Origin of the sequence: Streptomyces collinus, assembly GCF_031348265.1 — a bacterium.
In the GTDB taxonomy this organism is placed as follows: Bacteria; Actinomycetota; Actinomycetes; order Streptomycetales; family Streptomycetaceae; genus Streptomyces; species Streptomyces collinus.
Genome location: NZ_CP133771.1, coordinates 1,255,353 through 1,277,437, shown reverse-complemented (window position 1 = coordinate 1,277,437; position 22,085 = coordinate 1,255,353). Strand labels below are relative to the sequence as shown.

Here is a 22,085-nt window from a genome sequence, read left to right as displayed (position 1 = left end):
TGTGCAGAGCCACAACTACTGGCACGTCGCAGCGCACACACGAACCCCAAGTGAACAACTGACCGCAGGGTGAGGGAACCCGCGAACCGGTCGGCTCACCCGGTCGCAGCCTCCGCCATCAGGCGCACACCCGCGGCGATCCGGGCGGGCGGCACATGGGCGTAACCCAGGACGAGCCGAACCCCGCCGGCCTCCTCGGGCGCGGCCGGCGTGTGGGCGTACGCCGACAGCGGGCGCACCGCCACCCCCGCCTCCGCCACCCGCGCGAGGAACCGCTCCTCGGGCCCGTACCGCTGCGGCAGTGTGGCGATCACATGGAGGCCGGCGGCGATCCCGGACACTCTCGAACCGGGGAAGTGCGCGTCCAGGGCGGCGACCAGCGCGTCACGCCGGTCGCGGTAGGCGCGCTGGCAGCGGCGCAGCTGACGGTCGTAGTCGCCGCGCTCCAGGAAGCGGGCGAACAGGGCCTGGTCGAGGGAGGGGTGGCCGAGATCCATGGTGCGCTTGCGTTCGACGACCTCCTCCGCCCAGGACTCCGGCACCAGCATCCAGCCCAGCCGCAGGCCCGGCGCGAGGGACTTGCTGACCGAGCCCGTGTAGGCCACGTGGTCCGGGTCGAGGCCCTGGAGCGCGCCGACCGGTGCACGGTCGTAACGGAAGTCGCCGTCGTAGTCGTCCTCCAGGACGATGCCGTCCACCGACCGTGCCCAGTCCAGGAGTTCCGCGCGGCGCCGGGCCGAGTAGGCGATGCCGGTGGGGAACTGGTGGGCCGGAGTCGTCACCACGGCCCGGACGCCCGAGGCCCGCAGCGGCTCCGGGGCGACGCCCTCGTCGTCCACCGGCAGGGGCACGACGGTGACCCCGGCCGACGCGTACAGCGCGTCATGCTGCGGACTGCCCGGGTCCTCCACGCCGACCGCGCGCATCCCGCGCGCGTGCAGCGCGAAACCGAGCAGGGTGGTCGCCTGGGCCACCCCCGAGACGACGACGATCCGCTCCGGGTCGGCCACCACGCCCCGCCGCCGGGCGAGCAGTTCGGCCAGCGCGGTACGCAGCCGCGGCAGCCCGCGCGGGTCGGGGTAGCCCAGCTCCTGGTGCGGCAGGTCCGCCAGGACGCCGCGGTGCGCGGCGGCCCACGCGGCGCGCGGGAACAGCGCCAGGTCCGGCGTCCCGGGCACGAAGTCCGCTCGGGTGCCGGGTGAGCGCGGTGCGAGATCGTGCGCCCGCGGCTCCGCCGCCCGGACGGCAGCGCCCACCCAGGTCCCCGAACCCCGGCCGCTGCGCAGATATCCCTCGGCCGTCAGCTGCTCGTAGGCCTCCGTGACCAGCCCGCGCGACACCCCCAGGTCCGCGGCGAGGTCCCGGCTCGACGGCAGCCGGGTGCCCGGGGCGAGCCGGCCCGAGCGGACCGCCTCGCGCAGCGCCGCCTGCAGGGAACGGCCACGCGTGCGTGCCGGAGCGGAAGCGGCGGGGAGCAGCAGCTCCCAGGCGGCGGACGCCGCGCCTTCGCCCGGGTCTGCGCTCCGCGTCTGCCTCATGAGGCAGAACCCTAGAGGAGGTTCTGCCGTCCCCCCCCCGGGCCGGTCAGCGGCTGCCGTCGAGGACCACCCGGGCCACCAGGGCCGGGTCGTCGTTCATCGGGACGTGGCCGCAGCCGGGCAGCCGTACCAGCCGGGCCCCGGGAATGACGCCCTTGGCACGCAGGCCCTGGCGCGGGATGAGCAGCCGGTCCCGGTTGCCCCACGCGACGGTGACCGGCGTGCCCACGATGTCGTCGGTGAACTGCACGGTCCGGCCGGAGCGCAGCGTCTCGGAGAACCCCTGGGCCCGGGCCAGCGCGAGGGTCTCGGCGACCACGGCCTCGGGGGAACGGCGGCCCGGGCGGGCGTAGATGGTGCTCGTCAGCAGGGTGCGGCCGATGGCCGGGCGGGCCAGCCGCTCGACCATGGGCGGCGGCATCCGGCGGGCGATCTGCCGCATGGCCATCAGCACCGTGAAGGCGTAGCGGCGCTCGGCCTCGTTCCAGAACCCGGCGGGGGACAGGGCGGTGACGGAGCGGACGAGTCGCGACCGGGCCAGGTCCAGCGCGAGCAGGCCGCCCAGCGAGTTGCCCGCCACGTGCGGCCGTTCGATCTCCAGCGCGCCGAAGAGCGCGCTCAGGACCGTGCTCATCGTGGGCAGGTCGTGCGCCATGCCGCCGGGGAGCGCCGGCGACTCGCCGCAGCCGGGCAGGTCCACGGCGATCACGTCGCGCTCGGCCGCCAGCGCGGGGATCACCGGGTCCCACACCTGGCGGTGGTGGCCGATGCCGTGCAGGAGCAGGAGCGGCTCGCCGCTGCCCCGGCGCGTGTAGGACAGGGTCACGCTCTGATCGCCCTGCGCGGAGGCGACTTTGAAGGAGACGGTGGCGGACATGGGGTGCTCCTCGGCTGTACTCGCTGACGGACGCCGTAGACAGCTTGTCAGCAATTGCTACCCGCCGGTAGCCCCGTGGCGCCGCCGCCTTCGCGGTGCCGGGCAGCAACGGCTCCCCGGCCGTGGCCGCATGGTGCCGCCGCCCTCACGGTGCCGGGCCGCTCAACGGGCCCGCCGCACCTCCAGGTTGAACTCGCCGTGCCCGAACTTCCGGAACAGGCCGGCCCACAGGGGCAGCCACATCTCCACGGCCCGGGCCGCCCGGATCCCGCCGAGGTCGAGCACGCGGTCCGCCGGCCAGCCGAACTCCCCGAGCAGCGCCGTCACCTGCTCCTTGGCGTCCGGGTCGTCCCCACAGACGAAGACGTTGTGCTCGCCCGGCACGCTCGCCGGATCCACCATCACCCGGCAGTTGACCGTGTTGAGCGACTTCACCACGCGCGCGTGCGGAAACGCCCGCTGGATCTGCTCGCCCACGCTGTCCGACTCGACAGGGGACAGCCGCAGCTCACCCTCCTCGACCGCCAGCGGGTTGGACACGTCCACGACGACCTTCCCGTCGATGTTCTCCGCCCCGGCCGCCTCCAGCGCGGCGAGCGCCACCCGCCCGCCGACCGCGTTCACCACCACCTCCCCGAACTCCGCTGCCTCCGCGAACGTCCCCACGCCCCCGCCCGGGCCCGCGTCGGCGGCCCACTGCACAGCGGCCGTGTTGTCTCGCGTGCGCGAGCCGAGCCGCACCTCGTGCCCCAGCTCCACCAGCCGCCCGCCGAGCGTGCGCCCGACCTGTCCCGTGCCCAGCACCGCGTACCGCATCGCCACCTCCGGGAACCATGCCGCCGATCACCGGCGCGCTGTCGGCCATTGTGTCCGGGAAGGGATGATTCCGCCTGGACAGGGCCGCATCGGTGGGCTGGGATGGAGCCGTGACCACCGAGACCGCGACCGACGTCTTCGAAGCACACCGCCCCGTCCTGCTGGGCGTCGCCTACCGCATGCTCGGCCGGGTGGCCGACGCGGAGGACGTGGTCCAGGAGGCCTGGCTGCGCTGGTCCGGCAGCGACCGAGCAGACGTGCGTGAACCGCGCGGCTACCTCGTACGGATCACCACCCGCCTCGCCATCGACCGGCTGCGCCAGATCAAGTCCCGCGGCGAGACGTACGTCGGACCCTGGCTGCCCGAGCCGTACGTCACCGACTTCGGCGACACCGTGCCGGACACCGCCGAACGGGCCGTGCTCGCCGACTCCGTCTCCCTCGCCGTCCTCGTCGTGCTGGAGTCGCTGTCACCGCTGGAGCGGGCCGTCTTCGTGCTGCGCGAGGCCTTCGGCTTCCCTTACGCCGACATCGCCGCCATGCTCGACCGCGGCGAACCGGCGGTGCGCCAGCTCGCCGGGCGGGCCCGCAAGCACGTCGAGGAGCGGCGCCCGCGCTACGACGTCGACCCCGCCGAGCGCCGCGACCTCACCGAGCGGTTCCTCGCCGCCGCGGCCGACGGCGACCTCGAAGGCCTCATGGCGCTGCTCGCCCCGGAGGTCCGGCTCGTCGGCGACAGCGGCGGCAAGTCGCGGGCGCCGCTGCGGGTCCTGCGGACCGCCGACAAGGTCGGCCGTTTCCTCATCGGCACCGCGCAGAAGAGCCTCCCGGGCCTGACCATGCGCTTCCTGGAGGTCAACGGCGGCCCGGCCGTGCTGATCCTGTCCGGCGGCGAGCCCGACTCCGTCCTCCAGCTCGACGTGGCCGACGGCACCGTGCGGTCGGTCTACATCATCCGCAACCCCGACAAGCTGCGGTCCCTGGCCGCCGCCTAGACACCCCTGCGGGGCCCGGTCCGAGGCCCCGCGCGGACGCCCCGTGAACGTTCCCGGCCATTGGTCTTGACCAAGGATCAGGGCCGCCCTATGGTCGCAGAGAAGTGCAACAACCTTTAATAAACAAGGGCGCTAAAACGCCGCCGACCACGGCGATTGCGGAGGACAGGGTGGGGACCACGCAGCTGGAATCGGTGCAGGAGCCGAAGTACTGGCACCTCAAGACGGTGCTCAGTGAAGCGCTCGACTCGGAGTTCTCGGTGGGGGAGATCCTGCCGAACGAGCGCGACCTCGCGGCCCGCTTCGGCGTCGCGCGGGCCACGCTCCGCCAGGCCTTGGAGCAGCTCGAACTCGAAGGCAGGCTGCAGCGCCGCCGCGGTGTCGGCACGACCGTCGCGCCGCCCCGCATGGGCGTCTCCCTCGGCACCGGCCCGCACACCTGGCCGGGCGGCTCCGAGGACGCCTGGCAGCCGGTCGACTGCACGGCGGACGTGCCGCCGGCGGCCGTCGCCGACGCGCTGGAGACCGCCCGCGACGAGCCCGTGCACATCGTGCGGCGCTCCCGGGTCTCGCACGGCCGGCCCGTGGCCGCGGAGCTGCTGTACATCCCGCAGCCCTCGGTGCCCGAGCTCTCCGGCATCGAAGCGCCCTCCGGGGCGGCACACGCGCGTGCGGTGCTGCGGGAGTTGCAGCGGCTGGAGCCGGAGCGGCAGGAGAACGCGGTGGAGCTCGGCTCCGCCGGGGCCGACGAGGCGAAGGAGCTGGACCGGCTGCCGGGGGCGCCGGTCCTTGTCGTCACGACCCGCTTCATCGCTCTGGGGCGTACGGCTGCGCTGTCCGTGGCGACCTACCGCGCTGACACGTGCCGACTGACCTTCGGCGACTCGGGGAACGTGGAGATCCACGACCGACATCAGCGGCAGGCGTCCTGACCTTCGCGCCGCGGGGGTGTGGTGAACCGGGGCCGCGCGTTCGCTGTGGCTGATCGCGCCCACGCGGAGCCGCATGCCGACACGGCCCCGCGCCCCTAAAGGGGGCGTTGCTCCACCGCGAAGAGCTGTTCCTCCACGTGGTCCAGGGCCAGGCGCAGGGCGCCTGTGGCCACGGCCGCGTCTCCGAGGCCGGAGAGGGTGACCTCCGGGGGGCGCAGGCAGTAGCGGGCGAGTTCCTGGCGGAGGGGGCCCAGGACGCCGTCCAGGCCCGCCGCCCAGCCGCCGACGACGACCAGCTCCGGGTCCAGGGCGAGGACCAGCGCGGCCACGTCGTGGACCAGGCGCTGGAGGAAGCGGTCGACGGCGGCGCGGGCCCGCTGGTCGCCCTCGCGGGCCTGCGCGAAGACCCCGGCGACGGCCTGCTCGTCGAGGGGGTGCAGGGGCTCGCCCGTGGTGGACAGCAGCGTCTCGGGTGTCACCTCCCGGCCCAGCAGATGCAGCGCACCGATCTCGCCGGCCGCTCCGCCGTACCCCCGGTGCAGCCGGCCCCCGATCAGCGAACCGGCTCCCGGGCTCAGCCCCGCCAGCACGAACACCACGTCGTCCGACTCGGTGGCCGCGCCCTTCCAGTGCTCGGCGACGACGGCCGCGTTGGCGTCGTTCTCGACCAGCACCGGGCACTTGAACGACCGGCTCAGCCGCTCGCCCAGCCGCAGCCCCGTCCACCCCGGCAGCGCCGTGCCCAGCCGTACCGTGCCGTCGGCCTCCACGATCCCGGGCGTGGCCACGCCCACGGCCCGCAGCGAGCCGCGTGCCACCCCGGCCCGCCGCAACAACTCGGCGACGGCCCCGCGCAGGCGCTCCAGCCGCTCATCGGCCTCCGCCGTCTCGGGGACCTCCCTGGCCTGCGCGCCGATCACCCGGCCGTCCAGGTCGGACAGCAGCGCTGCCACCCGGTGCGCGCCGATCTCCAGCCCGAGCAGATGACCGGCCTCCGCGCGGAACCGGAACCGCCGCGCCGGACGCCCCTGCCGCCGGGCAGCGCCCTCCTCGGCCGCCTTCTCCACGACGAGCCCGGCCTCGATGAGCCCCTCGACGACGCCTTCCACGGTCGGCCGGGACAGCCCCGTCACCCGGGTGATCTCGGTCAGCGTCGCGCAGTCCGTGGCGCGCAGCGCGTGCAGCACCACCGCGGAGTTGATCCTTCGCAGCAGCGAGGGATCCCCGCCGGTCAGCCGCCCCACCGTCCGTCCTCCCAGGTCGTGCCCGTGTTGGCCGGATCGTACTGCGACGCGGCGCACCCCGGCGAGGGGCGGGCACCGGCCCGGTGATCAGCCGGGCGCCACGAACCCCGACTCGTACGCCGCGATCACCGCCTGGGTGCGGTCCCGCGCCCCCAGCTTCGCCAGCACCGCGCTGACATGCGACTTCACGGTCTCGGTCCCCACGACCAGGCGGGCGGCGATCTCCGCGTTCGACAGGCCCCGGGCCATCAGCCGCAGCACCTCGGACTCGCGCTCGGTCAGCTGGGCCCGCTCCAGCACGGCCCGCGCCGCGCGGTTGCCGCCGGTGTCGCCGTACTCGGCGGCGAGCTGCCGCACCGAGGCCGGGAACAGCAGCGACTCGCCCTCGGCGATCAGCCGCACCGCGTGCACGATCTCGGCGGGCCGGGCCCGCTTGAGCAGGAACCCGTCGGCTCCCGCCCGCAGCGCCTCGTACACGTACTCGTCGTTCTCGAACGTCGTCACCACGAGGATCCGCGGCGGATCGTCGACCGCCCGCAGCAGCGCCCGGGTGGCCTCGATGCCGTCCAGCAGCGGCATCCGTACGTCCATCGCGACCACGTCCGGCCGCAACCGCCGCACCAGCGGGATCACCGCCGCCCCGTCCGCCGCCTCCCCGACGACCTCGATGTCGGGCTGCGCCTCCAGCACGGCCCGCAGACCCGCGCGCACCAGGGGTTCGTCGTCGACGAGGAGAACGGTGACCGGCATCGGACCAGCGTAGATCAACTCAACGGCAGTTCAGCATGGACCTGCCAGTCGCCTTCGTCGGGCCCGGTCCGGGCCAGCCCGCCGAGCAGGGCCGCGCGTTCGCGTATCCCGCGCAGCCCGCTGCCGCGCCCCGCGCCGGGGGCCCCGGCCGGCAGCGGATTGCGTATCGCGAGCACGAGGGCGTCGTCGGCGACGTTCACACGGACGCGCACCGGGACCGCCCCCGCGTGCCGCAGCACGTTGGTCAGCGACTCCTGGAGGATGCGGTAGCCCTCCCGGGACACCGGACCTGGCACCGTCTCCACCGGGCCGGTCACCTCGGCGTCGACCTTCGCCCCGGAGGCCCGGGCCGACTCCAGAAGGCGGTCGGCGTCGGCGAGGGTCGGTCTGCCGCTCACCGGTTTCCCCGACTCACGCAGGACGCCGAGCACCCGCTCCAGGTCCTCCAGGGCGGCCCGGCCGGTCTCCTCGATGGCGCCCAGGGCCCGGTCGGTGAAGGCGGGATCGCCCGCCGCCCGGGCCGCCCCCGCCTGCACGACGGCGACCGTGAGCGCGTGCCCGATGGAGTCGTGCAACTCGCGGGCGATCCGCGTGCGTTCCAGGAGCTGTTCCGTGCGCTCCTCCAGTGCGGCGAGCCGCTCGGCGGGGGAAGGGCCGAGCAGGCGCAGCGCGAGAGCCGTGATGAGGTGCCCCGAACCGACCACGACGGCCGCCGCCAGGACCAGGGGCAGGGGCGCCAGCAGGGCGTGCCACCAGTGGTGACCCGTGACGACGAGCCAGGCGCCGCCGACGCGTTCGCCGCTGATCCCCGTCGACACCAGGTCCACCCCGAGGAGGAGCAGTTGGACGGCGAGATGCGACACCAGGGCGCCGAAGAACAGCCTCGTCTGGAGCCACACCACCACCCGGCCGCGGTCGCCCCAGGTGGCCGAGGGGGTGACGACGATCTCCGGGCTCTCGCCGCCGTCCCGTTGGCCGGTCAGCAGCAGCAGCCTGGCCTGGAACCCCTCCACGACCCGCATGGCGGGGACGAGACCCGCGAGCCCCAGCAGCACGGTCGCCGTGGCCACCGTCCACCACGCCTCGTCGATGAACAGCCACAGGGAGGGCCACACGATGGCCATGGAGAGATGCAGCCACCGCGTGTACGTCACCGCCCGGGTGAAGGGGCGCAGCATGCGGACCATGGCGTCATCGTGCCAGCAGGCACCGACAGCGAGCCTCCCCCGCACGGGGGAGGCGATCTCCACCGCCGGGGGAGGACCGTAGTCCGGTCCGGTTGCCACGCTGCTGTCATGACCAGCATCGACGTCCAGGACCTCACCAAGGAGTTCGGCGGCCGGCGGGCCGTGGACCGGCTCACCTTCCGTGTGCACCCCGGCCGCGTCACCGGCTTCCTCGGCCCGAACGGCGCCGGGAAGTCCACCACCATGCGGCTGGCGCTCGGCCTCGACCGGCCGACCGCCGGCTCCGCCACGATCGGCGGCCGGCCCTACCCGGCGCTCCGCGAACCCCTGCGCCACGTGGGCGCCCTGCTCGACGCACAGGCCGCGCACGGCTCCCGCACCGCCCGCGACCACCTGCGGGTCCTCGCGGCGAGCAACCGCATCCCGGACCGGCGGGTCGACGAGGTCCTCCAGGAGACGGGCCTGACGTCGGTGGCCCGGCGCCGCGTGCGGACGTACTCCCTGGGCATGCGCCAGCGGCTCGGCATCGCCGCCGCCCTGCTGGGCGACCCCGAGGTCGTCATGCTGGACGAGCCGTCCAACGGCCTCGACCCCGAAGGCATCGTGTGGATACGGACGTTGCTGCGCAGGCTCGCGGGGGAGGGCCGCACGGTCCTGGTCTCCAGCCATCTGATGAACGAGACCGCCTCCTTCGCCGACCACCTCGTCGTCCTCGGCCGGGGCCGGCTCCTGGCCGACACCCCGATGCGGGACTTCATCCACGCGCGCGTGCAGCCCCGCGTGCGCATCCGCACGACCGATCCCGTCGCGCTCACGTCTGCCCTCGCCCGGCACGGCCACGACGCGGAGGAGCACCCGGACGGGCACTGGACCGTGCACGACGCACAGGTGGACGACATCGGTCGCATCGCCTCGGCCGCGGGCCTGCCCGTCCTGGAACTGGCCGCCGAGGAGGGCACGTTGGAGCAGGCCTACTTCGACCTCACCGGGGCCGAGACCGAGTTCACCGCACAGCACCAGGAGGCCTGACCATGGAACTCACGCCCGTACTGCGCTCCGAGTGGCTGAAGATCCGCACGCTGCGCTCGCTCCCCGGAGCGCTGCTGGCGCTGTTCGCGGCCACCATCGCGTTCTCCGCGATCGCCGGTGTCTCGGATGCCTCGGAACCGGGGTTCGATCCGCTGTTCGCGTCGCTGTCCGGCGTCATACCGGGCCAGATCGCGGCCGTCTCCTTCGGGGCCATGGCCGTGTCGTCGGAGTTCCACCAGGGCGCGCTGCGGCTCTCGCTGGCCGCGGTGCCGCGACGCGGCCGGTGGTTCGCGGCCAAGGCGGCCGTCATCGCCGTACCGGTGTTCCTCGTGGGGCTGGTGACGGCCCTCGCCGCCCTGTTCGCGGCGCGGGCGGGCCTCGGCCCGGCGGCCGGCGGGCTCAGCACCGGTGAGCAGGTGCGCGCGGTCGTCGGGTGCGGCGTCTACCTCATGCTGATGGCGCTGTTCGCCGCGGGGATCGCCACCCTGCTCCGCAGCGGAGTGGCCACCCTCTCCCTGCTGGTGCCGTTCATCCTCGTGGTCTCGTTCGTGATCGGCGACGCCACCGGCACCGTCGCCGACTTCCTGCCGGACAAGGCCGGCCAACTGGTCCTCCGGGAGACGTACGACGGCACCCTGGGGCCGTGGTCGGGGCTCGCCGTGACCGCGCTGTGGACGGCCGCCGCCCTGCTGGCGGGAGCCTGGCGCCTGCGCCGCAGGGACGCCTGACGGCGAGCCGGGTGATGCCCCGCCAAGTGTCAGTGGGGGCGGGTTTACTGGACCCATGAACATCGCACAGCACATCGCCGTCATCGACGAGCTGTGCTACCGCCCCTTTCCGGCGGAGCACGGCCCGTCGGACGTCGGTTTTTCGGGACCGGGTCACCACGTCGCGGTGTTAGAGGCCGCGGCGGACACCGGCCCGGCGGCCCGGGCGGTGACGATCGACCAGTACGAGAAGGACCGCGACGCGCTCTACGAGCTCCTCGCCTCCCGCTGGGGCGACACGGACCCCTACAACCTGCAGACCCTCCTGCTGCGCACCGAGCGGGAGGAGATACCCCGGCCGTGGGCCGAGTTGAGCGCGTGCGCGGGCGTCGCCCACCTGTGGGAGGTGGAGGGCACGGGCCGCTGGGTCGCCGTGGCGGTCGGGGACCGTGACCTGTCACGGGAAGTCCGGCTGCTGGCCCTGGTCACGGAGACGGACCCGCCGTAGCGGATCAGGCCCCGGAGGCTTCCCTCAGCCGGCCGAACTCCTCCGCCATCGTCTCGGCCGTCCAGTGCGCGTTCAGCCCGCTCGGATTGGGCAGCACCCACAGGTGCGTGTCCCCGATCGTCCGCGACTGCGGCCCCACCCGCGCCGCGCGGTCGTCGAACGCGGCCCGGTAGGCGGTCACCCCTACTACGGCCAGCCAGCGCGGCCGCAGCCGCTCCACCTTCGCTGCGAGCAGCCGCCCGCCCTCCCGGTACTCCTCGGCGCTCAGCTCGTCGGCCCGGGCGGAGGGCCGCGCCACGACATTCGTGATGCCGAGCCCGTACGACAGGAGCTCCTGCTGCTCGGACGGCTTCAGCAGCCGCGGTGTGAACCCGGACCGGTGCAGCACCGGCCAGAAGCGGTTGCCCGGGCGGGCGAAGTGATGGCCCGTCGCGGCCGTCATCAGACCGGGGTTGATGCCGCAGAACAGCACGTGCAGATCCTCCGCGACCACGTCGGGCACGACGCGGTCGCGGGCGGCCTGAAGCTCCTCGGGCGTGAAACGCGGCACCGTCGGCCACCCGGCCGGCGTGTCAGAGGATCGCCCCGGGCGTGTAGCCCGCGGCCTGGGGGTTCTGCTTGACGATCTCCTCGACCCGGGCGACGACGGCGGCGACCTGGTCGCCCGCCGCGCCGGTGAAGGACAGCTTGTCGGCCATCAGCGCGTCCAGCCGGCCCCGGTCCAGCGGGATGCGCGCGTCGGCGGCCAGCTTGTCGAGCAGTTCGTTGCGCTCGGCGCCCTGCTCGCGCATGGCGAGCGCGGAGGCGACGGCGTTCTCCTTGATCGCCTCGTGCGCGAGCTCCCGGCCCACGCCCGCGCGCACGGCGCCCATCAGCACCTTCGTGGTGGCGAGGAACGGCAGGTAGCGGTCCAGCTCACGGGCGACGACCGCCGGGAACGCGCCGAACTCGTCGAGCACCGTCAGGAACGTCTCCAGCAGGCCGTCCAAGGCGAAGAACGCGTCCGGCAGCGCGACCCGGCGCACCACCGAGCAGGAGACGTCGCCCTCGTTCCACTGGTCGCCCGCCAGCTCGCCGGTCATGGAGGCGTAGCCGCGCAGGATCACCATCAGGCCGTTGACGCGCTCGCAGGAGCGGGTGTTCATCTTGTGCGGCATCGCCGAGGAGCCGACCTGGCCGGGCTTGAAGCCCTCGGTGACCAGCTCGTGCCCGGCCATCAGCCGGATCGTCTTGGCCAGCGACGACGGGGCCGCCGCCAGCTGCACCAGCGCGGTGACGACCTCGTAGTCCAGCGAGCGCGGGTAGACCTGGCCGACCGAGGTGAACGCCTGCGAGAAGCCCAGGTGCCCGGCGATCCGCTGCTCCAGGTCCGCGAGCTTTCCGGCGTCCCCGCCGAGCAGGTCCAGCATGTCCTGCGCGGTGCCGACCGGGCCCTTGATGCCGCGCAGCGGGTAGCGGCCCAGCAGCTCCTCGATGCGGCCGTGGGCGACGAGCAGCTCGTCGGCGGCGGTGGCGAAGCGCTTGCCGAGGGTGGTGGCCTGTGCAGCGACGTTGTGCGAGCGGCCGGCCATGACCAGCTCGCCGTACTCGCCGGCGAGCTTGCCGAGCCGGGCCAGGACGGCGACCGTGCGGTCGCGCACCAGTTCCAGCGAGAGGCGGATCTGGAGCTGCTCGACGTTCTCGGTGAGGTCGCGGGAGGTCATGCCCTTGTGCACGTGCTCGTGCCCGGCGAGGTCGTTGAACTCCTCGATCCGCGCCTTCACGTCGTGCCGCGTGACCTTCTCGCGCTCGGCGATGGAGGCCAGGTCGACGGTGTCGAGGACGCGCTCGTAGTCGGCGAGCGCCGCGTCCGGCACCTCGATCCCGAGGTCCTTCTGGGCCCGCAGCACGGCGAGCCAGAGCTGCCGCTCCAGCTTCACCTTCTGCTCGGGCGACCAGAGCGTGGCGAGCTCGGCGGAGGCGTAGCGTCCGGCGAGGACGTTCGGGATGCGGGGCTTGGCGGGAGCGGAAGTCACGTGACCGGATTCTACTGGCGATTCGTGCAGGCCAGCGCCGCGGGTGTCCTTGTCGGAACCTACGAGGCCGTGACCGGCGCGTCCACCTGCGGCTACGCCAGGTCCTCGTAGGGCGCCAGCTCCGGCCGCTTGGGCGGCAGTCCGTCGCCCGAGGAGCGGCCCGTCAGCCGGCGGCCTATCCACGGGAGCAGGTGCTGCCGGGCGAAGCGGGCGTCCGCCACCCGCCGCATGACCCAGCCCGGCGGCAGCGTCGCCGCCATCGGCGTGCGCCAGTCGGCGTCCTCGGGGTCGTAGCCCAGCGTCTGCCACACCGCCTCCGCGACCCGGCGGTGGCCGTCGGCCGTCAGGTGCAGCCGGTCCACGTCCCACATCCGCGGGTCGCTCAGGGACGGCGCGCCGTACAGGTCGACGACGATCGCGCCGTGCCGGGCTGCCAGCTCGTCGACGCAGGCGAACAGCTCCTCCATGCGCGGCCGGAACCGCTCCAGGACGGGGCCCTGCCGGCCCGGGCTGCGCATCAGCACGAGCTGCCGGCAGGCGGGGGCGAGCTTCTCCACGGCCTCCTCCAGGAGCCCGCGCACCCGTCCCATGTCGCACTTGGGCCGCAGGGTGTCGTTGAGGCCGCCGACCAGGGTGATCACGTCGGCTCCCATGGCCGCCGCGACGTCGACCTGCTCGTCGACGATCTGCTGGATCAGCTTGCCGCGCACCGCGAGGTTGGCGTACCGGAAGCCGGGCGTACGGGCCGCCATCCGTGCGGCGAGCAGGTCCGCCCAGCCCCGGTAGGTGCCGTCGGGCATCAGATCCGACATGCCCTCGGTGAAGGAGTCGCCGACCGCGACCAGGCTGCTGTAGGTGGGGTTCGTCTGCATGGCGACGGAAATGGTATCCCGTGCACATACCCGTCAGTCGGTCGGTCCCGCGAACCCGGTCCTCACGCCCGCTGACCGAACAGCTCCCGCAGCACGTCCTCCATGGTCACCAGACCGGCCAGCCGCCCGTCCGCCCCGAGGACGGCCGCGAGGTGCGTACGGCTGCCCCGCATCGCCGTGAGGACGTCGTCCAGCGGGGTGTGCTCCCGCACCCGGGCGATGGGGCGCATGTCCCGCAGGCGGAACGGCGTGTTGCGCCCGACGGCCTCCAGGGCGTCCTTCACATGCAGGTAGCCGACGATCCGTCGTCCCTCGTCCACCACCGGGAAGCGGGAGAACCCGGACTCGGCCGACAGCCGCTCCAGTTCCTCCGGGGTGACGCCCACGCTCGCGTACTCCACGCGTTCCAGCGGCAGCACCACGTCCCGCACCGGACGGCGGCCCAGCTCCAGCGCGTCGTGCAGCCGCTCCTGGGCGCGGTCGTCGATCAGGCCCGCCTCGCTGGAGTCCTTCACGATCTGCGCTATCTCCGCGTCCGAATAGGAGGCGGCCACCTCCTCCCGGGCCTCCACGCGCAGCAGCTTCAGCAGCGCGTTGGCGAACGCGTTCACGGTGAAGATCACCGGGCGCAGCGCCCGGGACAGCGCCACCAGGGGCGGTCCGAGGGCCAGCGCGCTGCGCACCGGCTCGGCGAGCGCGATGTTCTTCGGCACCATCTCGCCGAGCAGCATGTGCAGATAGGTCGCGAGGGACAGCGCGATCACGAAGGACACGGCGTGCCCCGCGCCCTCGGGAACGCCCACCGCGTGGAACGCCGGCTCCAGCAGGTGCGCGATCGCCGGTTCGGCCACCACGCCCAGCACCAGCGTGCACAGCGTGATGCCGAGCTGCGCGGCCGCCATCAGCGCGGACACGTGCTCCAGGCCCCACAGCACGCTCTTCGCGCGCCGGTCGCCCCGGTCGGCGTAGGGCTCGATCTGGCTGCGGCGCACCGAGATCAGCGCGAACTCGGCGCCGACGAAGAAGGCGTTGACGACGAGGGTCGCCAGTCCGATCAGCAGCTGGACGGCGGTCACAGCTCCACCCCCTTCTCGTCGGGCTTGCGGTCGTCGAGCGGTGCGCGCAGCCGGACGCGGGCGGCCCGGCGCCCCGTGGCGTCCAGGACCTCCAGATGCCAGCCGGCGACCTCCAGGGTGTCTCCGGCGGCCGGTATCCGCCCGAGCACCGTGGCCACCAGCCCGGCGAGCGTCTCGTAGGGGCCCTCCGGCGCACGCAGCCCGATCCGTTCGAGGTGGTCCACGCGCGCGGAGCCGTCGGCCGAGTACAGGGGGTGCCCGCTCTCGTCGGTGCCGGCCGCGGCGAGGTCCGGGGTCTCGTGCGGGTCGTGCTCGTCGCGCACCTCGCCGACGACCTCCTCGACGATGTCCTCCAGCGTGGCCACCCCCGCCGTGCCGCCGTACTCGTCGATCACGACGGCCATCGTGCGCTTGCCGGAGAGCCGGTCCAGGAGCCGGTCGACGGTGAGCGTCTCGGGGACCAGCAGTGGTTCGCGCATCAGCTCGGACACGTAGATCCGGGTCCGGCGCTCGGCCGGGACCGCCAGCACGTCCTTGACGTGGGCGGTTCCGACGACCGAGTCGAGGGTGCCGCGGTAGACCGGGAACCGGGACAGTCCCGTAGCCCGGGTCGCGTTCGCGACGTCCTCCAGGGTGGCCTGCACCTCCAGCGCGACGACCTGCACCCGGGGCGTCATCACGTTCTCCGCGGTCAGGTCGGCGAGGTTCAGCGTGCGCACGAACAGCTCGGCGGTGTCGGCCTCCAGGGCACCTTTCTTCGCGGAGTGCCGGGCGAGGGCCGCCAGCTCCTGCGGCCCGCGCGCCGAGGCGAGCTCCTCGGCGGGCTCCACACCGATCCGCCGCACGACCCGGTTCGCGGTGTTGTTGAGGTGCGTGATGAACGGCCGGAACGCGGCACTGAACCAGCGCTGCGCGTTGCCCACCGTCTTCGCGACGGTCAGCGGCGAGGAGATCGCCCAGTTCTTGGGCACCAGCTCACCGACGACCATCAGGAACACCGTCGACGCGGCCGTACCGAGCACCAGCGCGATGCTGTGCGACGCCGAGCGCGACATGCCGAGATCCTCCAGCGGCCCGGCGATCAGCGCGGCGATCGACGGCTCGGCGAGCATGCCGACCACCAGGTTGGTGACGGTGATGCCGAGCTGCGCGCCGGAGAGCTGGAACGTCAGACTCCGTACGGCCTTCAGTGCCCCCTGCGCGCCCCGCTCACCGCGCTCGACGGCCCGCTCCAGCTCGGCGCGCTCGACGGTGGTGAGGGAGAACTCGGCCGCCACGAAGGCGCCGCAGGCGAGCGAGAGCAGGATCGCCGCCAGGAGGAGGAGCACTTCGGTCATCGGTTCACCCCCGTTCCATGGTTCTCCAGGACGGGGCGGAACGCGCGGTGTCGCGCACGGGGAGGCTCGCCCATGGGCGGACGCTCACAACCTTTCATGCAGGACCGAGTGGCCATTCAAGAGTAAAGGATGGGCAAAGTCCTTTCCGGGTCGATCATGTGCTCATCCGTCTACCCGGCGAGGGGCTTCACCCAGCGCCGCCACTGCTCCTCGGAGGCGTATCCGGCGGCGTCCCACGCACGGTGTGCGTTCTCGTTGCGCGTGAGCACCATCGCGTCCGCGCGGCGCCCGCCGAGCCGCACGAACCGTTCCTCGGCGGCGGCGAGCAGCGCGGTCGCGATGCCCTGGCGGCGGTGGTCAGGGTGCACGGCCAGCCGGTACAGATGGCAGCGCCAGCCGTCGAACCCGGCGATCACCGTGCCGGCCGGTTCGCCGTGCCGCTCGGCCAGGATCAGAGCCTCGGGGTCACGCGCGACCAGCCGCTCCACACCGGCGCGGTCGTCGCTGATGCTCGTGCCCTCGGCGGCCACCTTCCAGAAGGCCAGCACGGCGTCGAGGTCCTCGGGCGTCGCGGCCCGGATGCGCAAGTCGGTCATCGCATGATCACATCACTCGCACCGGCCCGCGTCAGACCGTTTCACCATTCGGCGTCAGGCCGTTCACCATCCGGACGTCACTCGTGCGCGATGGCCGCCAGGACGTTCATGCGGGACGCGCGCAATGCCGGCAGCAGCGCCGCCACGACCCCGACCACCGCCGAGCCGACCACCACCAGCACGATCGTCAGCCACGGGATCGCCAGGGCGGTCATGCCCTGGAGCGCCAGGACCTGCTGCGTGCACACCCCCCACACCAGTCCCAGCACCAGCCCGAGGACCGCGCCGAACACCGCGATGACCACCGACTCCAGCCGGATCATCCGCCGCAGCTGCCGGCGGGCCAGCCCGATCGCCCGCAACAGGCCGATCTCCCGGGTGCGTTCGACGACCGACAGCGCGAGGGTGTTGACCACACCGAGCACGGCGATGATGATCGCCAGCCCGAGCAGCGCGTACACGAGGTACAGCAGGACGGCGATCTGGTCCTGGACCAGCTGCTTGTAGTCCGCCAAGTCCCGCACCTGCACCTGTGGGTACGGATCCAGGGTCTCCTCCAGGTTCGCGCGCAGTTCGCCGTCGCCGGTGCCGGAGGCGGCGTTGACGTACAGCGCGGAGTCCTGCCCGCCCGGCGCGTACCGCTCCAGGGTGCCCATGCCGAAGAACAGCCCGCCCTGGGTGCCGAACCCCTCGGCGGAGTCCTGGTCGGTGAGCGCTCCGACCGTCAGCTCGGCCGAGCGTCCGGCCGGGAACCGAACCGGCAGGGTGCTGCCGACCCGCACCCCGTGGTCGCGGGCGAAGTCCCGGTCCATGGCCAGGTGCCCGCTCGCGAGCGCGGCCGCGGAGTCCCCTTGCGCGTAGGTGATGTTGGCGACCTCGTCGAGCCGCGGGTCGTAGCCCGCGGCCGTGGTCTCCACCCGGTCGCCGTCCGGAAGCCGGACCGCGACGGGCGTGAACCGCCCGCGCACCACCAGGCCCACGCCGTCGGTGCCGCGCACCTTCTCGGTCACCTCCGGCGGGAACGGCTGGAAGTTGGAGTTCTGGACCACGAAGTCGGCGCCCAGCGTCTTGTCGATCTGCCGGTCGAACGACGCGGTCATCGACTCGCTCGCCACCGACATCCCGCCCACCAGGGCGATCCCCACCATCAGGGCGGCGGCGGTGGCCCCGGTACGGCGCGGATTGCGCAGGGCGTTGCGCTGGCTCATCCGGCCGATCGACCCGAACAGGGCGGGGAAGGCCCCGCCCAGCACCCGGATCACCGGGCGCACCAGCAGCGGCCCGGCGATCACGGTCGCGATCAGGGTGAGCACCACACCGAGCCCCAGCAGGGACGCCGCCGACGACGTCTGCCGCGACACCGCGCAGCCCGCGAGCGCCGCCGCACCGGCCGCCCCGACGACGGCGCCCGCCACCGCGCGCACCCGCAGCGGCCGGCCCACCCCGGCGACCTCGGCGTCCGACAGCGCGGCCATCGGCGACACGCCCGCGGCCCGCCGTGCCGGGAGGTACGCGGCGATGAAGGTGACGCCGAGCCCGACGACGTAGGCCGCCACCGGTGTCGCCCAGCCGATCTCCATCTCGTCGGCGTCGATGTTCATGCCGAGCAGGCCCATCAGCCCGATCAGCCCGGCCGCGAGCCCGATGCCCGCGGCGAGCCCGAGCGTGGAGCCGACCAGCCCGAGCAGCAGGGCCTCCGTGAGCACCGAGTTCCGGACCTGGCGCCGGTCGGCGCCCAGCGCGCGCAGCAGGCCCAGCTCGCGGGTGCGCTGGGCGATGAGCATGGAGAAGGTGTTGACGATCAGGAACACGCCGACCAGCACGGCGATCCCGGCGAAGCCGAGCATCACGTACTTGATGACGTCGAGGAACCCGCCCAGTTGCTCGACGTCCGACTCGGCCTGCTCGCCGGCCGTCCTGAAGTCGTAGGTATGCGCGCCGAGGGCGTCGGCCACGCGCTGTTTGAGCCGGTCGTCGCCGACGCCCTCCGCCGCGTCGACCGCGATGGCCGTGGCCGTCCCCGGCCGGCCCAGCAGCTTCGTCTGCGCGGTGGGCGTGTCGAAGTAGATCAGCGCCGAGCCGGGGTTCGTGGTCGTGAAGGTGACGATGCCGGCCACCCGGACCTGGAACGACCCGGGAGCAGCGATGACGGTGAGGGTGTCGCCGATGCGCACGTTCTTGCGGCCCGCGGTCTCGGAGTCGAGCAGCGCCTCGGCGGGACCGCGCGGTGCGTGGCCCGAGGTCAGCTTCACGGGGCTGCGCTCGTTCGGGTTCCAGGCGTTGCCGAGCGTCGGCGCCCCGGTGGTCGGGCCGACCGGCTCGTTCGCCTCGTCGACCACGGTGAGGCCGCTCACCTCCACGTCGGCGCGGGCCGCCGCGACCCCGTCGATCCGCCGTACGCGTTCGGCGAGCGCGGCCGGCAGGGTGGCCGTCCGGCCGGAGGGCACCGCCTCGTCGAGGTCCTCCTTCGGGCTGACCGTGACATCGGCGGCGGTGGAGGCGAACAGCCGGTCGAACGTGCGGCTGACGGTGTCCGAGAAGATCAGGCTCCCCGTGACGAACGCGACGGACAGCAGGACGGCGAGCGCGGAGAGCAGCAGCCGCCCCTTGTGCGCCAGGAAGCTCCGCAGGGTCGCCTTGAGCACGGGCTCAGTTCTCCTCGGACGACGCCGGGGCGCCGGCGTCCTCGTAGCGGGTGCGGATCACGTCGAACCTCTTCATCCGCTCCAGGACCGCCTCCGCCGTGGGGCGCCGCATCTCGTCGACGATCCGGCCGTCCCCGAGGAAGAGCACCAGGTCCGAGTGGGCGGCCGCCCCCGGGTCGTGGGTGACCATGACGACGGTCTGCCCGAGCTGGTCCACCGCCTCGCGCAGGAAGCCGAGCACCTCCAGGCCGGCGCGCGAGTCGAGGTTGCCGGTCGGCTCGTCCGCGAAGATCAACTCGGGCCGGGATGCCAGCGCCCGGGCGCAGGCCACACGCTGCTGCTGCCCGCCGGAGAGCTGTGACGGCCGGTGCCCGAGCCGGTCCCGCAGGCCCAGGGTGTCGATCACCCGGTCCAGCCACGCCTCGTCGGGCTTCCGGCCCGCGATGTCCATGGGCAGGGTGATGTTCTCCCGGGCGTTCAGGGTCGGGATGAGGTTGAACGACTGGAACATGAACCCGATCCGGTCGCGGCGCAGTTGCGTCAGCTCACGCTCCCTCAGCCCGGTGATCTCCGTGTCGCCGAGCCACACCTGACCGGCCGAGACGGTGTCGAGCCCGGCCAGACAGTGCATCAGCGTGGACTTCCCGGAGCCCGAGGGGCCCATCACGGCGGTGAACCGGCCCCGGACGACATCCACGTCCACCGAGTCGAGCGCGAGCACGGCCGTCTCGCCCGAGCCGTACGCCTTGGTCAGACCACGGGCCCGGGCCGCGATCCCGTCGGCCGGGGCGAGGCCGGGAGCGTGCTCCGCAGCAGGTGTGGACAAGGCCGCCTCCTCTGGGTGGACGTCAGGACCTCCTGGCCCTGCCCGAGGGTAATGTGACCCGGCCCACACTCGGTATCCTCCGCGGGTCGGACTCACCCTTGCCGGTGCTAGCACTCACGCGCTAGCTTCGAGGTATGGCGAAGACCCAGCTGAACGTGCGCGTCGACGAGGGCACCGCCCGCGCCGCCCGTGAACGCGCCCTGGCCCGCGGGATGAGCGTCAACCGCTACATCGAGGAGCTGGTCAAGCAGGACACCGGCGAGGTGGGCCACACCTTCGTGGAGGCCGCCGCCGACTTCATGAAGCAGTACGAGTCCGTCTTCGCCGAGGAGTTCGGCGCGGATCGTGAAGGTACACGCGAAGGTCGTCACTGAACCGTTGGACGACCTCGAGATCGACCTCGCCTGGCTGCTGATGCTCGCCGAGCAGAAGACCCCCGGAGACCCCCAGGTCACCGACTGGGGAGCCCTCGTCGCCGCCGTCGCCCGCCACCGGGCCGCCGTGTTCGACGTGCCCGTCTACGACAGCCCGCACGCCCGCGCCGCCGCCCTGCTCCAGCTCCTCCTGCACGTCCCCGCGCTGGAGCGCTCCAACGCCCTGTTCGCCTCCGCCGTCGCCTACGCGTACCTCGTCGCCAGCGGTGTCAAGGTCGTCACCTCGCCCGAGCAGGTCCGCGACCTCGCCCGGCTGGTGAAGAGCGGCGAGGTGTCCGTCCGGGACATCGAGCAGGAGCTGCGCCGGTGGAGCCTGTGACTCACCGTTCTTATTCAGTGAGCGGGAGTGAGTGTTGTGCCCGTTCCTGGTCACTGCGGACATCCCGAACGGTTGCGGATGTCCTGGTCGCCCGCGTACGACCCGCATCCGGCGGCACGGATCGTGTCCGTGGTCCGGGAGTGCGGGGGCGGGGTCCCTCACGCCCGAGAGTCTGCGGTCGGGCCTGGACGGTCCGATGCCCGTGCACATCGCTCTGGTGTGCACGGGGCGGTGCCGTCCGTCGCCTGAGCGGATGCCCTTGAGCGATCCTGCCGATCGCGATGCTCGCGGCATCGTGTCGGCTGGTCTTACGGCTGGGGGTGGACAGTGGCTGCTGCCAGCGCTGGGCGCCCCACTTGCTGGTGTAGGCCGGGTCGACCGCGATGATCGCGACGTCCTCGGGCGTCAGGTGTTTCAGACGGTCACGGACCGCCACTCCAGACGGGCCAGGAGCGACGAACGGCGCAGCCACGTCCCGCAGTCCACCCACCGCCATCCCCCCAAGGCCCGCAGACATCCGCCACCACACCCAACGACCACCATCAGGAAAGGTCACCCATTCGAACCAGGAACTTCCGTTCCCGCCGCCGGGCTCATCACCCGACAAACAGCCGAACCCTCCCTCATGCACACCAGAACTCACTCAAGTGCTGTCACCCGGCAACGGCTCACAACCCCTCGGCAGGGCGCCACGCCGTGCCGAGCACGCAGTACGAGGTGGGCAGCGTCGGCCCCTGTTCGGGCATGAGAACCCGCCGGTAGGGGCCGAGCTCGAACCCGGCGTCCCGCAGCGCCCGGACCGGCTCCCGGGCCACATGGCAGCCCCCGCTCAGCAGCGGCCACACCGTCCGGTCCAGCGCGTGCTGCGTGAAGCCCATCGCACGGCCGCCGCCCCGGCCGTGCTCGAAGAACCGCACCTCGCCGCCCGGCCGCAGCACCCGCAGCAGTTCCCCGAGTGCCCGGGGCACGTCCCGCACACTGCACAGCACCAGCGACACCACGGCCGCGTCGAAGCCCTCGCTCTTGACCGGCAGCGACTCGGCCGCACCCGGCACGACGTCCACCGGCACCTCGGCGCGCAGCGCGGCCTCCACGGCCAGGTGCCGCAGCCGCCGCTCCGGTTCGATGGCGACGACCTCCGCGACGGTGCCCGGGTAGTGCGCGAAGTTCAGCCCGTTGCCCGCCCCGATCTCGATCACCCGCCCGGACAGCCCGCCGAGGAGTCTCTCCCGGATCCGGCCCATGCCCATCCGGGTCTCGGCGGCCACACTGGCCCGGGCGTAGCAGCGGGCGAACAGGGGATGGTGCACGGCGTCCCGGGGTACCTTGCCGGAGCGGAGCGGCATAGAAAACCTCCCTGCGAGGCTGGCCTCACCCCGATT

At 73.1% G+C, this 22,085-nt stretch carries 22 protein-coding genes and 1 pseudogene; 7 read left to right on the top strand and 16 right to left on the bottom strand.

Going from position 1 to position 22,085, the window contains the following annotated elements; translation table 11 throughout:
• Nucleotides 1-95 precede the first annotated feature (95 nt).
• The 3 genes from pdxR to RFN52_RS05665 all read right to left on the bottom strand — a co-directional run bounded on the left by pdxR (nt 96) and on the right by RFN52_RS05665 (nt 3,231).
• Nucleotides 96-1,538, bottom strand: a complete 1,443-nt coding sequence (gene pdxR / locus RFN52_RS05675; protein ID WP_184843192.1) for a MocR-like pyridoxine biosynthesis transcription factor PdxR — start codon at nt 1,536-1,538, stop codon at nt 96-98.
• A gap of 46 nt (nt 1,539-1,584) precedes the next feature.
• The gene (locus RFN52_RS05670) at nt 1,585-2,415 is read right to left on the bottom strand and encodes an alpha/beta fold hydrolase (protein WP_184843190.1); all 831 of its coding nucleotides are present in this window, start codon (nt 2,413-2,415) and stop codon (nt 1,585-1,587) included.
• A 162-nt stretch (nt 2,416-2,577) separates the two neighbouring features.
• Nucleotides 2,578-3,231, bottom strand: a complete 654-nt coding sequence (locus tag RFN52_RS05665; protein ID WP_184843188.1) for an NADPH-dependent F420 reductase — start codon at nt 3,229-3,231, stop codon at nt 2,578-2,580.
• A 110-nt stretch (nt 3,232-3,341) separates the two neighbouring features.
• Here RFN52_RS05665 and RFN52_RS05660 point away from each other — a divergent pair, with 110 nt between their 5' ends.
• On the top strand, nt 3,342-4,226 hold the full coding sequence (locus RFN52_RS05660) for an RNA polymerase sigma-70 factor (RefSeq protein ID WP_184843186.1): 885 nt from the start codon (nt 3,342-3,344) through the stop codon (nt 4,224-4,226).
• Between the two features lie 170 nt (nt 4,227-4,396).
• Nucleotides 4,397-5,158, top strand: coding sequence for a GntR family transcriptional regulator (locus RFN52_RS05655; protein ID WP_184843184.1), 762 nt, complete (start codon nt 4,397-4,399; stop codon nt 5,156-5,158).
• A gap of 95 nt (nt 5,159-5,253) precedes the next feature.
• On the opposite strand, the gene RFN52_RS05650 is transcribed toward RFN52_RS05655, so the two are convergent.
• From RFN52_RS05650 to RFN52_RS05640, 3 genes are all read right to left on the bottom strand, one after another.
• Nucleotides 5,254-6,402, bottom strand: a complete 1,149-nt coding sequence (locus RFN52_RS05650; protein WP_184843182.1) for an ROK family transcriptional regulator — start codon at nt 6,400-6,402, stop codon at nt 5,254-5,256.
• Nucleotides 6,403-6,489: 87 nt separating this feature from the next.
• Complete coding sequence (locus tag RFN52_RS05645; protein ID WP_184843180.1) at nt 6,490-7,152, bottom strand: response regulator; 663 nt, start codon at nt 7,150-7,152, stop codon at nt 6,490-6,492.
• 14 nt (nt 7,153-7,166) lie between these two features.
• Nucleotides 7,167-8,339: a sensor histidine kinase gene (locus RFN52_RS05640; RefSeq protein WP_184843178.1), complete on the bottom strand. Its 1,173-nt coding sequence runs from the start codon at nt 8,337-8,339 to the stop codon at nt 7,167-7,169.
• 108 nt (nt 8,340-8,447) lie between these two features.
• Here RFN52_RS05640 and RFN52_RS05635 point away from each other — a divergent pair, with 108 nt between their 5' ends.
• The 3 genes from RFN52_RS05635 to RFN52_RS05625 are packed head-to-tail and all read left to right on the top strand — an operon-like array spanning nt 8,448 to nt 10,583.
• Nucleotides 8,448-9,368 carry an ATP-binding cassette domain-containing protein gene (locus RFN52_RS05635; protein ID WP_184843176.1) on the top strand — a complete coding sequence of 307 codons (921 nt, stop codon included), beginning with the start codon at nt 8,448-8,450 and terminating at the stop codon, nt 9,366-9,368.
• 2 nt (nt 9,369-9,370) lie between these two features.
• Complete coding sequence (locus RFN52_RS05630) at nt 9,371-10,096, top strand: ABC transporter permease (protein WP_184843174.1); 726 nt, start codon at nt 9,371-9,373, stop codon at nt 10,094-10,096.
• Nucleotides 10,097-10,151: 55 nt separating this feature from the next.
• On the top strand, nt 10,152-10,583 hold the full coding sequence (locus RFN52_RS05625) for a hypothetical protein (protein ID WP_184843172.1): 432 nt from the start codon (nt 10,152-10,154) through the stop codon (nt 10,581-10,583).
• 4 nt (nt 10,584-10,587) lie between these two features.
• On the opposite strand, the gene mug is transcribed toward RFN52_RS05625, so the two are convergent.
• From mug to RFN52_RS05585, 8 genes are all read right to left on the bottom strand, one after another.
• The gene (gene mug / locus RFN52_RS05620) at nt 10,588-11,133 is read right to left on the bottom strand and encodes a G/U mismatch-specific DNA glycosylase (protein ID WP_184843170.1); all 546 of its coding nucleotides are present in this window, start codon (nt 11,131-11,133) and stop codon (nt 10,588-10,590) included.
• A gap of 22 nt (nt 11,134-11,155) precedes the next feature.
• A complete protein-coding gene (purB, locus tag RFN52_RS05615; RefSeq protein ID WP_184843168.1) occupies nt 11,156-12,598 on the bottom strand; it encodes an adenylosuccinate lyase in 1,443 nt (480 codons plus the stop codon).
• Between the two features lie 92 nt (nt 12,599-12,690).
• Entirely contained in the window at nt 12,691-13,470 is a 780-nt protein-coding gene (locus tag RFN52_RS05610) for an SGNH/GDSL hydrolase family protein (RefSeq protein WP_184843166.1), read from the bottom strand.
• A 62-nt stretch (nt 13,471-13,532) separates the two neighbouring features.
• Nucleotides 13,533-14,546: a hemolysin family protein gene (locus tag RFN52_RS05605; RefSeq protein WP_184843164.1), complete on the bottom strand. Its 1,014-nt coding sequence runs from the start codon at nt 14,544-14,546 to the stop codon at nt 13,533-13,535.
• The gene (locus RFN52_RS05600; protein ID WP_184843162.1) at nt 14,543-15,883 is read right to left on the bottom strand and encodes a hemolysin family protein; all 1,341 of its coding nucleotides are present in this window, start codon (nt 15,881-15,883) and stop codon (nt 14,543-14,545) included. Before RFN52_RS05600 ends, RFN52_RS05605 begins: the two co-directional genes overlap by 4 nt.
• 170 nt (nt 15,884-16,053) lie before the next feature.
• Entirely contained in the window at nt 16,054-16,479 is a 426-nt protein-coding gene (locus tag RFN52_RS05595) for a GNAT family N-acetyltransferase (RefSeq protein ID WP_184843160.1), read from the bottom strand.
• 77 nt (nt 16,480-16,556) lie between these two features.
• Nucleotides 16,557-19,124 carry an ABC transporter permease gene (locus RFN52_RS05590; protein ID WP_184843158.1) on the bottom strand — a complete coding sequence of 856 codons (2,568 nt, stop codon included), beginning with the start codon at nt 19,122-19,124 and terminating at the stop codon, nt 16,557-16,559.
• A gap of 4 nt (nt 19,125-19,128) precedes the next feature.
• A complete protein-coding gene (locus RFN52_RS05585) occupies nt 19,129-19,950 on the bottom strand; it encodes an ABC transporter ATP-binding protein (protein ID WP_184843155.1) in 822 nt (273 codons plus the stop codon).
• Nucleotides 19,951-20,084: 134 nt separating this feature from the next.
• On the opposite strand from RFN52_RS05585, the gene RFN52_RS05580 reads away from it, so the two are divergent.
• A complete protein-coding gene (locus tag RFN52_RS05580) occupies nt 20,085-20,324 on the top strand; it encodes a toxin-antitoxin system HicB family antitoxin (protein ID WP_184843152.1) in 240 nt (79 codons plus the stop codon).
• 4 nt (nt 20,325-20,328) lie between these two features.
• Nucleotides 20,329-20,703, top strand: a complete 375-nt coding sequence (locus RFN52_RS05575) for a fic family toxin-antitoxin system, toxin component (protein ID WP_184843149.1) — start codon at nt 20,329-20,331, stop codon at nt 20,701-20,703.
• A gap of 10 nt (nt 20,704-20,713) precedes the next feature.
• On the opposite strand, the pseudogene RFN52_RS05570 reads toward RFN52_RS05575, so the two are convergent.
• Nucleotides 20,714-21,097 (bottom strand): annotated as a pseudogene (locus RFN52_RS05570) (IS200/IS605 family accessory protein TnpB-related protein); the annotation flags it as partial.
• A gap of 274 nt (nt 21,098-21,371) precedes the next feature.
• Nucleotides 21,372-22,049, bottom strand: a complete 678-nt coding sequence (locus RFN52_RS05565) for a class I SAM-dependent methyltransferase (RefSeq protein WP_184843146.1) — start codon at nt 22,047-22,049, stop codon at nt 21,372-21,374.
• Nucleotides 22,050-22,085: the final 36 nt, after the last annotated feature.

What these genes read in the sequence shown, in the direction of transcription:
- pdxR (WP_184843192.1), bottom strand. Translation starts at nt 1,538, where the DNA reads ATGAGGCAGACGCGGAGCGCAGACCCGGGCGAAGGCGCGGCGTCCGCC.
- RFN52_RS05670 (WP_184843190.1), bottom strand. Translation starts at nt 2,415, where the DNA reads ATGTCCGCCACCGTCTCCTTCAAAGTCGCCTCCGCGCAGGGCGATCAG.
- RFN52_RS05665 (WP_184843188.1), bottom strand. Translation starts at nt 3,231, where the DNA reads ATGCGGTACGCGGTGCTGGGCACGGGACAGGTCGGGCGCACGCTCGGC.
- RFN52_RS05645 (WP_184843180.1), bottom strand. Translation starts at nt 7,152, where the DNA reads ATGCCGGTCACCGTTCTCCTCGTCGACGACGAACCCCTGGTGCGCGCG.
- RFN52_RS05640 (WP_184843178.1), bottom strand. Translation starts at nt 8,339, where the DNA reads ATGGTCCGCATGCTGCGCCCCTTCACCCGGGCGGTGACGTACACGCGG.
- RFN52_RS05635 (WP_184843176.1), top strand. Translation starts at nt 8,448, where the DNA reads ATGACCAGCATCGACGTCCAGGACCTCACCAAGGAGTTCGGCGGCCGG.
- RFN52_RS05630 (WP_184843174.1), top strand. Translation starts at nt 9,371, where the DNA reads ATGGAACTCACGCCCGTACTGCGCTCCGAGTGGCTGAAGATCCGCACG.
- RFN52_RS05625 (WP_184843172.1), top strand. Translation starts at nt 10,152, where the DNA reads ATGAACATCGCACAGCACATCGCCGTCATCGACGAGCTGTGCTACCGC.
- RFN52_RS05610 (WP_184843166.1), bottom strand. Translation starts at nt 13,470, where the DNA reads ATGCAGACGAACCCCACCTACAGCAGCCTGGTCGCGGTCGGCGACTCC.
- RFN52_RS05600 (WP_184843162.1), bottom strand. Translation starts at nt 15,883, where the DNA reads ATGACCGAAGTGCTCCTCCTCCTGGCGGCGATCCTGCTCTCGCTCGCC.
- RFN52_RS05595 (WP_184843160.1), bottom strand. Translation starts at nt 16,479, where the DNA reads ATGACCGACTTGCGCATCCGGGCCGCGACGCCCGAGGACCTCGACGCC.
- RFN52_RS05580 (WP_184843152.1), top strand. Translation starts at nt 20,085, where the DNA reads ATGGCGAAGACCCAGCTGAACGTGCGCGTCGACGAGGGCACCGCCCGC.
- RFN52_RS05565 (WP_184843146.1), bottom strand. Translation starts at nt 22,049, where the DNA reads ATGCCGCTCCGCTCCGGCAAGGTACCCCGGGACGCCGTGCACCATCCC.